Below are 12,300 nucleotides of genomic sequence, written 5' to 3' on the forward strand. Positions count from 1 at the left end.
GTGTATCGCCAACCTACGCCCGGCTCTGAGCACCACGCAACAGATTTACGCACCCCAGGCAGTCGGCGCACCGGACCCTTCGAGACGCCGTCGGGCTCGCAAGCTCGCGCGAGAAGCTCCTCAGGGATCAAGAAGGTGACCGCGATCCACCATTCCCCCAACGACGCCGCATCGCCACCAACCGCCTTGATCCCTGAGGCCGAAGCGACGAAGGAGCGAAGGTCACGAGGGGTCCGGCGAGACGACCGCATGACCGGACCCCGATCCGATCGTCACGTCCGCGGAGATCCCCTCAGGCAGGTGGTGTGTCACCACCACCACGGTCCGCTGCCCGAACATCCCACCGGGCTCGACGATCCGGCGCAGCAATGTATCCGCGTCGGCGGCGTCGAGGTGTTCGACGGGTTCGTCGAGCAGCACCACCGGGGCCGGGCTCAGCAGGGCACGGGCGAGGAGCAGGCGTCGCCGTTGTCCTCCGCTGACCGACTCGGCGCCACCGTCGAGGGCGGTGTCGAGCCCGTCGGGCAGTCGCGACACCCAGTCGCTGAGGCCGACGGCCGCCACCGCCGCATCGACCTCGGCGGGCGTGGCATCACCCTTGGCCACCAGCAGGTTCTCCCGGACACTGGTGGCGAAGATATGCCCTTCCTCCGCGAAATAGCGGACAGCCGAACGCAGATCGACGACCTCCGACGAATCATCCTCGGCGAGAACAGATCCTGACTTCGGCGTGAGCAGCCCCGCCACGGTCATCAGTAGCGTCGACTTTCCCGATCCACTCGGTCCGGCGATCACCAGCCTCGAACCCGGCAGCAGGTCCCGCGAAAGCCCTCCGGCCACCCCCAGCGAGGCCCCGCCCGGCCACCCCCAGTCGAGTCCGGAGCAGCGCAGCGTCACCGGACCCGCGTGCACCTCGACGTCGGAATCGGCGGCACCGGATCCGGCGGCCCCGTCGACGAGCGCCATCACCCGCGCCGCGCTCTGCCGGCTGCGTTCGAGCTGGATACCCGCTTCGGTGAGCGGTGCGGTCGACTCGAATGCCGACAGCGGCAGCAGGATCAGCACACCGAACACCATCGGGGTCAGCTCACCGGATGTCGACGACACCCCGGCCAACGATCCCGACACCCCGGATGCGAGGTCGATGCCGATCAGGCAGGCCGCGAGCAACGACACCCCGATAGCGAGCGGCGTGGCCGCCGCAGCACCTGCCTGCCAGACGAATCCACGGTCGGCGGCCCGCATCGCCTCGTTGTCGGCACGGGTCGCCGCGGCCAGCACGGAGTCACGACGACCGGCGACGACCAGCTCGGGTGCGTGCCACAGCGCGGTGGTGGTGGCCTCGGCCGATGTCGCCGTCGCAGCCGCCGAGTCGGCGATTGTCCGCGCCGATCCGCGCGCCGCCAGCCACGGCGCCACCCCACCGCTGACCACCAGTGCCACGAGCAAGACCACTGCGGCCCACACCGATACGAGCGCCATCACGACGACGGCCGCGACCCCGGTGACCGCCCCGACCCCGATCGGGATGATCCCCCGGATCAGCGCATTACCGATCTCGTCGATGTCGTCGCCTGTACGGGACAGCAGCGCACCACGCTTGAGTCCCACCGAGAATCCCGGATCGCCCTGCGCCAGAGCCCGATACACCCTTTCGCGGGCACTGGCCATCGCCCGCAACGCCAGATCGTGGGTGGCCAGCCGTTCCAGGTACCGGAACACACCCCGCGAAATACCCAGTGCGCGAACAGCGGTGATCGCCACCGACAGAAACAGGATCGGCGGCTGCTGCCAGGCCCGGGTGATCAGCCATGCCGACAACGCCGCCAGCCCGAGCGCCGACAACGCCCCGCCGACGCCCAGCAGCAACGACCACGCCATCGGTCGCCGGCTCAGTCCCAGAAACCGCAGCGCCCGCACCAACGGGTCGGCGTCCAACCTCTTACGCATGAGTTGCCTCCGTGACAGCGGTGGCCATCTCGACGACTTCGTCGGCGTGCCGCAGCACCTCGGCCCCGTGGGCCACGACGACGACGGCATCCCCACCGTCGGCACGCTCGCGTAGCCGGGCCAGCACCCGCTCGTGTGACGCCGGGTCGAGGTGGGCGGTCGGTTCGTCAAGCAACAGCAGCGTCCCGTCCGACACCAGCACCCGGGTGAGTGCGAGCCGTTGCCGCTGCCCCGCCGACAGCCCTACACCGCCGGCGCCGAGCATCGTGTCGTATCCGTCCGGCAGCCCGGCGAGCACCTCGTCGAACCCGGTCACCGCCGCGGCCGCATCGAGATCGGTTCGCGTGGCGTCGGCGAACAACGTCAGATTGTCGGCGACGGTCCCCGGCATGACGACCGGTTGCTGCGGCAGCCACGCGATCCGGCGCCGGAACTCGTCGAGGTCCAGACCGCCGCGCAGCACCCGCCCCTCGTCGGGTTCGAGCAGTCCCATGATCACCTCGAGCGCCGTCGACTTTCCCGACCCGTTCGGCCCGGTGATCATCGTCAGCCGCCCCGGCCGGATGGTCGCCGACAACCCCTTCGGCGCCCACCCGTCACGCCCACACACCCCGACCCCTTCCAGGACAACCCCTTCCCCCTCGCTGGTTGAGGTGCGACGAGCCGCTGGGCGAGGAGCCTCGAAACCCGGTGAGACGACACTGTCCGCTCGCGAGGTTTCGAGGCTCGTCGCTTGCGCTCCTCGCACCTCAACCGACGAACGGGGCACCTCAACCGACGAACGGGGCACCTCAACCGACGAACCGGGCACCTCAACCGACGAACCGGGCACCCCCACCGACGGACGGGGCACCTCAACCGACGGAACAGGTGGCTCGATCAACGCGAACGCCTCCTTGGCCGCCGCCAGCCCATCAGCCGAATCATGGAACTTCGAACCCACCTGGCGCAGCGGCAGATACGCCTCCGGCGCGAGCACCAGCGCCAGCACCCCCGCGTACAGACTCATGTCCCCGTTCACCAGCCGCACCCCGATCCCGACGGCCACCAGCGCCACACACAACGTCGCGAGCAGCTCGAGGATGGCCCCGGACAGGAACGCCACCCGCAGCGCCGACATCGTCGAACGACGGTGCGCCGCACCGAGTTCGGCGACCCGTCCCGCCTGCGCCCGCGCCCGCCCCAACGCGCGCAGCGTGGGCAACCCGGCGATCAGGTCGAGCGTCTGGGCGGTGAGCCGCGACATCGTCGCCAGTTTGCGTTCGGTGCGGTCTTTCGTCATCAGCCCGACCAGGATCATGAACAACGGGATCAGCGGGATGGTGATCACGATGATCAGCGCCGACGGCCAGTCGGTGAGCCCGATGACGACGATGACGGTCGGGGTGACGGTCATCGTGAGGATCAGCGACGGCACATACCCGGACAGGTACGGCGTGAGCGCGTCGAGCCCCCGCAGCAGCACCGTCGACGCGTCGTCACGGCGGGCGAGCAGCTCCCGTGGTGACGTCCGCGCCGGGTCGGTGAGCGAGTCCAGCGCCCGCGCCCGCAACTGCGCGATGACCCTCGCCGACGCCCGGTGCGCGTACCGGTCGTGCCCGAACGTCATCGCCACCCGGGCGGCCAGCGCGCAGGCCAGCAAGATCAGGTGCGTGGCCTGCGCCGGCAGCGACCGCTTGGACTCGTCGACGATGAGTTCGGACAGGATCGACGCGGTCATCGCCGCGGCGACGATGACCGCGACGACCGTCCCGAAGGCCAGCAGCGCGGTGACCGCGACGTACATGCGGCTCGCCGGCGAGTACCGCAGCAGCCGGGGATCTACCGGCGGACCGCTGGATTCGGACGTGCTCACTTCAGTGAGTCAACTCCACTTCGCACCTTGAGTGAAGGCAGGCCCGTGTGCGCCGGGATGTGCTCGGTGGAGATCCGCTTGCGGAACACCCAGTAGCTCCACGCCTGATATCCGATCACCACCGGCGTGATGAACACGGCCGCCCAGGTCATCACCGTCAGTGTGTAGTGGCTCGACGACGTGTTGGCGATGGTGAGGCTGAACGCGTCGTCGGTGGTGGACGGCAACACATCCGGGAACAGCGACCCGAACAGCGTGGCGACGGTGCCGACGATGGCGATGCTGGTGGCGGCGAAGGCGATTCCCTCGCGGCCCACCCAGGTGGCGGCCACCATGACGACGGCCGCGAGCGCGGCGGCGATCACCGCGATCCACGTCCAGCCCGAGCCGTAGGCGAACTGCGTCCACAGCAGGAACGCCGCCGCGACGACGGCCGTCGGGATGGCCAGCTTCTTGGCCAGATCCATCGCGTCACGCTGCAGCACGCCGGAGGTCTTCATGCCGAGGAACACCGCGCCGTGGGTGAGGAACACCAGCAGGGTGGTGATGCCGCCGAGCAGCCCGTACGGGTTGAGCAGGTTGAAGAAGCCGCCGGTGTACTGGGCGTCGGCGTCGATGGGCAGGCCGCGCACCACGTTGGCGAACGCCACACCCCACAGCAGCGCGGGGATCCACGAGCCGAGACCGATGCCCACGTCGCACCACATACGCCAGCGCGGATCGTTGATCTTGCCGCGCCACTCAATGGCGCACACGCGTGCGATCAGGCCCACCAGGATGATCAGCAGCGGCAGGTAGAACGCGGTGAACATCGTCGCGTACCAACCGCCGAACGCGGCGAACAGCGCACCACCCGCGGTAAGCAGCCACACCTCGTTGCCGTCCCAGACGGGTCCGATGGTGTTGAGCAGCACGCGGCGCCGGGTGTCGGGGTCGGCTTCGGGGGCATCGGGCGCGACCTCTGTGTCGCCGCCGGTGTGTCCGCGGCCGAGGATCGGCATCAGCATCCCGACACCGAAGTCGAACCCTTCGAGGACGAAGTAGCCGATGAACAGGACCGCGATCAGCAGGAACCAGAAATTCTCGAGACTCATCGATCCGCTCCTCTAGTACGCGAACGACAGTTGTGTGGGTTCATCGGAATCGTCGCCGTCGCTGTGGCCCGGTGGCCGCGCGTCGTAGGTGGCCGGTCCCTCGATGACGTAGCGGCGTTGCAGCATGAACCACACGACACCGAGCGCCCCGTACAGCAGGGTGAACACGATGAGCGAGGTCAGCACGGTGCCCGCGACGTGGTTGGACACGCCGTCCTGCACCATCATCGAGATGCGCAGCGGGTCGAGGTCGTCCTCCCAGTTGGGCGCGACGACCCAGGGCTGGCGGCCCATCTCGGTGAAGATCCAGCCCGACCCGTTGGCCAGGAACGGGGTGGGGATCATCCACAGCGCGAACAGGCCGAATTTGCGTGATCCGACGACCCGTTTGCCGCGGGTCAGCCACAGCCCGGCGAGCGCGAGCAGCGCCGAGCCTGCCGCCCAGGTGATCATGGCGCGGAAGCCCCAGTAGGTGACGAACAGGTTGGGCGCGTAGTTCTGGCCGGGGGTGTTGAACGCCTTCTGGTACTGCTCCTGCAGTTCGTTGACGCCCTTGACCTCACTGTCGAAGGTGTGGTCGGCCAGGAACGAGAGCATCTTGGGGATCTGGATGACGTGTTCGATGTTGTCGCAGTTGTTCTGCCGGCCGATGGAGAGCACTGAGAAGCTCGCACCCGTTTCGGTTTCGCACAGTGATTCCGCGGCGGCCATCTTCATCGGCTGCTGCTTGAACATGATCTGAGCCTGGAAGTCGCCGGAGATGATCACGGCCACACCGGCGACGATTGTCATCCACAGGGCGAACCGGGTGACCGGGCGCCACAGCTTTTTGGCGTCGTCGTCGAGCTGGTCGGCGGTGGCGCCGACGTGGCTCGGCGAGATCGACACCGGAACCTCTTCGGACGCACGGAGTTTGCGGGCACGCCAGGAGTTACGGGCCATCCACCAGCACCCGATGCCTGCGACGAACGTCGCGGCGGTCAGCCACGCACCGGCGATCACGTGCGGGAACGCCGCGAGGGTGGTGTTGTTGGTGACGACCGCGAAGAAGTCGTTCATCGCCGGCCGGCCGCGCTCGTCATCCCAGACGACGCCCACGGGATGCTGCATCCATGAATTGGCGGCGATGATGAAGTAGGCCGAGGCGTTGACTCCGATCGCGGCGAGCCAGATACACGCGAGGTGCACCTTGCGGGGCAACCGTTCCCAGCCGAAGATCCACAGCCCGATGAACGTGGATTCGAGGAAGAACGCGACGAGGCCTTCCAGCGCGAGCGGTGCGCCGAACACGTCGGCGACGAAGCGGCTGTACTCGCTCCAGTTCATTCCGAACTGGAACTCCTGCACGATGCCGGTGGCCACACCGAGGGCGAAGTTGATGAGGAACAGTTTCCCGAAGAACTTGGTGGCGCGCAGCCACTGCTCGTTGCCGGTCTTGTGCCAGACCGTCTGCATGATGGCGATCATCGGCGCCAGGCCGATGGTCAGCGGAACCAGGACGAAGTGATAGACGGTGGTGATCCCGAATTGCCATCGAGACACGTCTAGTGCGTTCATTGGCCTCTACTTGACTCGGCGCGCCCAGTGAGGACGCGCAGGGGCTGACTCACTACTACGGACAGTAGTAAGCATAGGGCCGACGCTACGCCGAGTCGGCAATTCCAGACAGCGACCAAGTGCTCAATTATCTTGAATAAAATGTGATGGCTGCCACATTGGAATCGTTCGTTATTCGGTTATCGACCGATCGACCAGGTCGCGGAAGTCGCCCTCGTCCCCGGCTGCCATCACCGTACTGTCGATCACGGTGACACGCGCGGCCAACGTCACACTGCTGATCAGCCACACCGAGTCGGCGGCGCACAGATCGTCCACGGTCAGCAGCGCCGTCCGCGCCTCCCAGCCGGAACGCCGCGCCTCGGCGTAGATCGCCCACTGCGTCGTGCCGGGCAGAATCCCCACCCCGGGCTGCGGTGTGACGAGGGTGCGACCGGTCACCGCGATCACCGACGCCCGCGCCCCCTCCAGCACATAGCCGTCGGCGGACAGATAGATGACTTCGTCGAAGCCCTGCCCGTTCGCATGCCGCACCGCGGCCATATTGGTGGCGAAGCTCAGTGTCTTGGCGCCGAGCAACTGCCACGGCGCAGCCGCTGCGAAGTCCGTGGTGTAGCCGCGATTCAGCGTCATCACCCGAACCCCTGAGCTCCGCGTCGCGACGATCCGCTCCGGCACCGGCGCAACCGTCACATACCCGGTCGGTCCCGCCGAGGGAGCCGATTCCCTGCCCCGCGAGTACGCCAGCCGCATCATCGCCTCGGCATCGCCGTTGCGCGCCACCCATTCGGCGGCCGCGATATCGATGACCCGTGCCGCGGCCGCCCGGTCAAGCGTCGGCAATCCCAGCAGCCGCGCCCCGTCGGTCAGCCGGTCCAGGTGCAAACCCACCTTCCGCACCCGGCCGCCCCGCAGCAGCATCGTCTCGAACACACCCTCCCCGCGCACCGCGCCAAGATCGTCGGCGTACAGAAACGGCACGTCGGGGTCGTGGACCACGCCGTCGAGGGACACCAGAATCCGATCGGTCACCGCCCCAGAATCCCACGCTCACATTTCTTTCGGCCGAATGACCTCCCTCACGATCGACCCCCGTCACCCGTTCTGGTGAGCATCGCTGTCCGTTACGGTCGACCACTGTCGTTGATTAGCAGCGGCAACGAAATCGGGACAGAACAGGACCCTCCGAGATGACACAGATCCGCACCACGCGGCGCATCGCCATCGCCGCCCTAACTGCCGCCACCATGATCGGCGCCGCCGCCTGCGGCAGCGACGACAACTCCTCCGACAACGCGGGATCCTCAGGCAACCTGAAGAACGACTGCTCGCTGGTGCTGAGCACCGCGACGAGCGTGCTCACCGGAAAATCGAAGTTCGAGTACACCGGAAAGAACGACGACCTGCTCGTCGATGACGACACCCTCAAGAATGCGACCGTCTACGCGCCGCTGGTCAAGGACTCCGACCTCAAGTCGCTGATCGAGCAGAGCGGCACCAATAACACCAAGTTCAACGACGCCGTCAAGGCCAAGGACACCGCGGCCCGCGACCAGGCCTTCGCCGATCAGAAGCAGGTCTGGCAGCAGGTCAAGGACAAGTGCGACTCGTCCTTCGACAGCAAGCTGAAGAGCGCCGTCACCAGCTTCGACAAGCAATTCAGCGAGGGCATCACGGCGCCGAAGTCCACTCCGACGACCGCCCCGACAACCACACCCACGGCCCCGGTCGAGACGAGCACCAAGACCGAGGCACCGAAACCGGTCAAGCTGACCGCGCCCGGCACCTCACTGGGCTTCGGCGAGCCGGCCGCGTTCACGTTCGCCGACAAGAAGAACGTGAAAGCCACCTACACCTTCACCGTCGGCAAACCGGAGGAGGCGAAGGACTCCGATATCAAGAAGTTCAAGGAGGACGTCCGCAAGCAGATCGGCCGGCTCTACTACGTCCGCGGAGTCCTGAAACCAACCCCCGAGACCGCGAAGCTGGACTTCGAGCAGAAGCCCGACCTCCTGTACGCCCACCCGAAGTTCGACATCACCACGTCCGACGGCTCCGACTCCGGTCCACTGATCGCGTTCGGTTCGTTCGAACCCTGCAAGGACGGGTCCGATGACGGCAGCGGCAACCGCGAGTTCTGCAGTCTGTTCGTGCTGACCAACAAGACCGCCACGATCAGCTCTGTCAAGCTCACCGAGGTCCAGGACGACAACGAGCTCAACTTCACCTGGAAGTAGCGACACCCCGCTGATGCCCGGCCGCACCCGGCGGCCGGGCGTCATGCGTAGGATCACAGGGGTGAGCCCCTCACCGATCCTGAGCAGGTACAGCGGTATCGGGGCCGTTCCCGCGCCCACCGCGCCCCCGGAGGGCATCCCGGCCACGGCATGGCATTACGGCGACCCGCTCGGCGAGCAGCGCGCCGCCGGCACCGGTGTCATCGTCGTCGACCGCTCCGACCGCGCGGTCATCGAAGTATCCGGCGACGAGCGCCTGACCTGGCTGCACACCATCTCCAGCCAGCACATCGCGAACCTCCCGGACCGCCGCAGCGCCGAGAATCTGTCGCTGGACGCCAACGGCCGCGTCGAGGAGCATTTCGTCCTCACCGACATCGACGACATCACCTGGATCGACACCCCCGGCCCGCACGGCGCACCGCTGGTGACGTTCCTGAAGAAGATGGTGTTCTGGGCCAAGGCCGAGCCGGCCACCCGCCCCGACATGCGTGTCCTCACCCTCGTCGGCCCGGGCGCACGCAGCGGCCCTGTCGCCGAGATGCTGCGCATCAACCCCGACGCCGAGATCTACGCCGCCGACGACCTCCCCGAGGCTCATCACGACGACGAGCCGCTCGGTTTCTGGCGCCGTATGCCCCCGCTGGGCGCCCTCCCCGGCGGCACCGACACCCCACTCCCCGTCGTCGACCTTCTCGTCCCCGAATCGCTGCTGCCCTACTGGTGGGAACGCATCACCGACGCCGGCGCCACGATGGCCGGCAGCTGGGCCTACGACGCCCTGCGGGTGGCCGCCCTGCGCCCGGAGATCGACGTCGACACCGACGACCGCACCATCCCGCACGAGGCCGGCTGGATCGGTGGCCCCGACCAGTTCGGCGCGGTGCACCTGGACAAGGGTTGCTACCGCGGTCAGGAGACGGTCGCCCGTGTCCACAACCTCGGCAAACCGCCGCGCAGGCTGGTGCTGCTGCATCTCGACGGCAGCGCCGACGAACGCCCCGCCCCCGGCGAACCGGTGACCGCGGGCGGACGCACCGTCGGCCGCATCGGCACCGTCGTCGACCACTTCGAGTACGGGCCGATCGCGCTGGCCCTGATCAAACGCAATGTCGCCGCCGACGTCGAACTGTCGGCCGGTGGTGCGGCGGCGAGCATCGACCCCGATTCGATCGTCGAGGACACCGGCGTCCAGGCGGGCCGTGCGGCGGTCGAACGCCTGCGCGGAGGTTCCCGATGACCGGAACCGTCCTCGCGGTGTGCGCCGCCGGGCACGATGTCGCTCTCACCACGATCGCCGCGACCGCCATCGACAAACGCCCCACCGACGCCCGCGTCCCGGTGACCGAGTCGGGACTGGTCACCGACCATGTCTGCGACACCAAGCACCACGGCGGCCTCGATCAGGCCGTGTACAGCTTCGACGACGCCGAGGCCGGCCGCTGGGCCGAGGAACTGGGCCGTGACCTGCCGTTCGGCTGGTTCGGTGAGAATCTCCGCATCGCCGGTATGAACGTGACCGACGCCATCGTCGGCGAACGCTGGGCCGTCGGCGACGACGGTCTGGTCCTGGAAACCACCATCCCCCGCGTCCCGTGCCGCACGTTCGCCGAATGGTCGGGCGAGGACCGGTGGATCCAGCGCTTCACCGCCCGCGCGGACATCGGCGCCTACCTGCGCGTGATCACCCCCGGCACCGTCGGCGCCGGCGACACCGTGACGGTTGTCGACAGACCCGATCACGGCATCAGCGTCCGCGACCTGTTCCGTGGCACCGACAACACCGACGGGCTGAACAAACTGCTCGCCACCCCCGGAATCGCCCCCAAAGTTCACCGCGACGCCACCCGGATTCTCAAGCGCACGACACGTTCGGCCGGCACTTAGGATCCGGAATCAACATTGTCCCGGCGGGCGCGCTAGACTGGGCCCCACGACAGATTCACTACCTACAGAACGGGGCCGCCACACCGTTGGCCGCCCCGTCATTGTGCGAGGGGGTCCCATATGGGCCGCGGCCGGGCGAAAGCAAAGCAGACGAAGGTTGCTCGTCAGCTGAAGTACTCCACTCCCCATACCGACTTCGACAGCTTGCAGCGCGAGCTGTCGAACTCGGGGGATTCGGCGAACAGGCCGGATCCCGTGGACGAGTGGCTTGACGAAGACGAGTGGCGTCGAGCCTGAGGCTCGACGCGTAATCGGCGCGTCTCCCACACGGGTAGAAACACACCACGCAGCACCCTCCCCGGCGTCCCCACGCCGGAAGTTGGGTGCTGCGTGATTGTTGTGTCCGGGAGCAGCCAAGCGCCCCACCTTGATCCCCGAGGCCGAAGCGACGAAGGAGCGAGGGTCACGAGGGGTCCGGCGACCTTTCGGCACCTGACCGGACCACCACCGCACACAACCCCCACGACCGCCTCAGAACCGAGGATGCTCCCCGATGAGCTCCACGTGCCCACCACCGTTGCCACGCCCGGGATCGGTCTTGATGGACCCGAGCACCCAGTTGTCGACGTGCCGCGCGGTGAGCACGGCCTGTGCCCGGTCGGTATCCTCGGGGGCCACGACAGCCACCATCCCGACACCCATGTTGAAGGTGCGTTCCATCTCGGCCTGCTCGACGCGGCCACGCTGGGCGATCATCGTGAACACCGGCGCGGGCGTCCAGCTGTGCCGGTCCAGTTCCGCGACCAGGCCGGCCGGGATGACCCGGGCCAGATTCTCGGCGAGCCCGCCGCCGGTGACGTGCGCGAACGTCCGCACGTCGGTTTCGGCGGCCAGCGCGAGGCAGTCACGCGCGTAGATGCGGGTGGGTTCGAGGAGTTCCTCACCGAGGGTCCGCCCGAACTCCTCGACGTGCCCGCCGAGGTCCATGTGCCCCCATTCGAGCAGCACCTTACGGGCAAGTGAGTAGCCGTTGGAGTGCAGTCCGGACGATCCCATCGCGATCACGACGTCGCCGGGCCGCACCAGGTCGGGTGAGAGGATCGAGTCGGCCTCCACCACGCCGACGGCGGTCGCCGACAGGTCGTAGTGCGTTTCGTGCATCAGGCCGGGGTGTTCGGCGGTCTCGCCGCCGAGCAGTGCGCACCCGGCGTCGACGCAGCCGTCGGCGATGCCCTTGACGATGTCGGCGACGGTCTCCGGCACCACCTTGCCGACGGCGATGTAGTCCTGCAGGAACAGCGGTTCGGCGCCGCACACCACGAGGTCGTCGACGCACATGGCGACGAGGTCGCGGCCGACGGTGTCGTGCACGCCCATCGCCTGCGCGACAGCCAGTTTGGTGCCCACGCCGTCGCTGGCCGCGGACAGCACGGGTTCGCGGTAGCCCTTGAGTTTGAACAGGCCGGAGAATCCGCCCAGACCACCGAGGACCTCGGGACGCGACGCCCGCTTGGCGTGCGGTGCGAACAGTTCGACGGCCCGTTCGCCGGCGTCGATGTCGACACCCGCCGCGGCGTAGGAGGCTCCGCCGTCCTTGTTCGGTCCGTCAGCTGCGTCGTGGTCGGTCATCGGGTCGCACCCCTTGTTGCATTCGCGGCACCCGTGATTCGGGGAGGAACCCGGGCATGTCAGAGCCGAACCACGATCGAAGTGTGCGCGG

At 67.8% G+C, this 12,300-nt stretch carries 10 protein-coding genes; 4 read left to right on the forward strand and 6 right to left on the reverse strand.

Annotated features, from left to right (window positions below):
- Nucleotides 1-222 precede the first annotated feature (222 nt).
- The 5 genes from cydC to GOAMR_RS17670 form a co-directional block, all read right to left on the reverse strand.
- Complete coding sequence (cydC, locus tag GOAMR_RS17650; protein WP_005191000.1) at nucleotides 223-1,950, reverse strand: thiol reductant ABC exporter subunit CydC; 1,728 nt, start codon at nucleotides 1,948-1,950, stop codon at nucleotides 223-225.
- Complete coding sequence (gene cydD, locus GOAMR_RS25655) at nucleotides 1,943-3,736, reverse strand: thiol reductant ABC exporter subunit CydD (protein WP_083837009.1); 1,794 nt, start codon at nucleotides 3,734-3,736, stop codon at nucleotides 1,943-1,945. Before cydD ends, cydC begins: the two co-directional genes overlap by 8 nt.
- A gap of 65 nt (nucleotides 3,737-3,801) precedes the next feature.
- Complete coding sequence (gene cydB, locus GOAMR_RS17660) at nucleotides 3,802-4,899, reverse strand: cytochrome d ubiquinol oxidase subunit II (protein ID WP_005191006.1); 1,098 nt, start codon at nucleotides 4,897-4,899, stop codon at nucleotides 3,802-3,804.
- Nucleotides 4,900-4,911: 12 nt separating this feature from the next.
- Nucleotides 4,912-6,456 (reverse strand): cytochrome ubiquinol oxidase subunit I, encoded by a 1,545-nt coding sequence (locus GOAMR_RS17665; protein ID WP_005191008.1) that lies wholly within the window; start codon nucleotides 6,454-6,456, stop codon nucleotides 4,912-4,914.
- A gap of 171 nt (nucleotides 6,457-6,627) precedes the next feature.
- Nucleotides 6,628-7,488, reverse strand: coding sequence for an aminodeoxychorismate lyase (locus tag GOAMR_RS17670; protein ID WP_040515715.1), 861 nt, complete (start codon nucleotides 7,486-7,488; stop codon nucleotides 6,628-6,630).
- 158 nt (nucleotides 7,489-7,646) lie between these two features.
- Between GOAMR_RS17670 and GOAMR_RS17675 the strand changes: the two genes are divergently transcribed.
- The 4 genes from GOAMR_RS17675 to GOAMR_RS24295 all read left to right on the forward strand — a co-directional run bounded on the left by GOAMR_RS17675 (nucleotide 7,647) and on the right by GOAMR_RS24295 (nucleotide 10,877).
- Complete coding sequence (locus tag GOAMR_RS17675) at nucleotides 7,647-8,693, forward strand: hypothetical protein (RefSeq protein ID WP_005191014.1); 1,047 nt, start codon at nucleotides 7,647-7,649, stop codon at nucleotides 8,691-8,693.
- Nucleotides 8,694-8,754: 61 nt separating this feature from the next.
- Nucleotides 8,755-9,933, forward strand: a complete 1,179-nt coding sequence (gene ygfZ / locus GOAMR_RS17680) for a CAF17-like 4Fe-4S cluster assembly/insertion protein YgfZ (protein ID WP_040515717.1) — start codon at nucleotides 8,755-8,757, stop codon at nucleotides 9,931-9,933.
- The gene (locus tag GOAMR_RS17685; protein ID WP_005191020.1) at nucleotides 9,930-10,580 is read left to right on the forward strand and encodes an MOSC domain-containing protein; all 651 of its coding nucleotides are present in this window, start codon (nucleotides 9,930-9,932) and stop codon (nucleotides 10,578-10,580) included. Before ygfZ ends, GOAMR_RS17685 begins: the two co-directional genes overlap by 4 nt.
- 120 nt (nucleotides 10,581-10,700) lie before the next feature.
- Entirely contained in the window at nucleotides 10,701-10,877 is a 177-nt protein-coding gene (locus GOAMR_RS24295; RefSeq protein WP_005191023.1) for a DUF3073 domain-containing protein, read from the forward strand.
- A 234-nt stretch (nucleotides 10,878-11,111) separates the two neighbouring features.
- Here the strand turns inward: GOAMR_RS24295 and purM are convergent, their stop codons facing one another.
- Entirely contained in the window at nucleotides 11,112-12,209 is a 1,098-nt protein-coding gene (gene purM, locus GOAMR_RS17690) for a phosphoribosylformylglycinamidine cyclo-ligase (protein WP_005191025.1), read from the reverse strand.
- Nucleotides 12,210-12,300: the final 91 nt, after the last annotated feature.

Origin of the sequence: Gordonia amarae NBRC 15530, assembly GCF_000241345.1 — a bacterium.
GTDB classification, from domain to species: domain Bacteria; phylum Actinomycetota; class Actinomycetes; order Mycobacteriales; family Mycobacteriaceae; genus Gordonia; species Gordonia amarae.

Coding starts and splice junctions, on each gene's coding strand:
- cydC (WP_005191000.1), bottom strand. CDS start 1,950: ATGCGTAAGAGGTTGGACGCCGACCCGTTGGTGCGGGCGCTGCGGTTT.
- cydD (WP_083837009.1), bottom strand. CDS start 3,736: ATGTACGTCGCGGTCACCGCGCTGCTGGCCTTCGGGACGGTCGTCGCG.
- cydB (WP_005191006.1), bottom strand. CDS start 4,899: ATGAGTCTCGAGAATTTCTGGTTCCTGCTGATCGCGGTCCTGTTCATC.
- GOAMR_RS17665 (WP_005191008.1), bottom strand. CDS start 6,456: ATGAACGCACTAGACGTGTCTCGATGGCAATTCGGGATCACCACCGTC.
- GOAMR_RS17675 (WP_005191014.1), top strand. CDS start 7,647: ATGACACAGATCCGCACCACGCGGCGCATCGCCATCGCCGCCCTAACT.
- GOAMR_RS17685 (WP_005191020.1), top strand. CDS start 9,930: ATGACCGGAACCGTCCTCGCGGTGTGCGCCGCCGGGCACGATGTCGCT.
- GOAMR_RS24295 (WP_005191023.1), top strand. CDS start 10,701: ATGGGCCGCGGCCGGGCGAAAGCAAAGCAGACGAAGGTTGCTCGTCAG.
- purM (WP_005191025.1), bottom strand. CDS start 12,209: ATGACCGACCACGACGCAGCTGACGGACCGAACAAGGACGGCGGAGCC.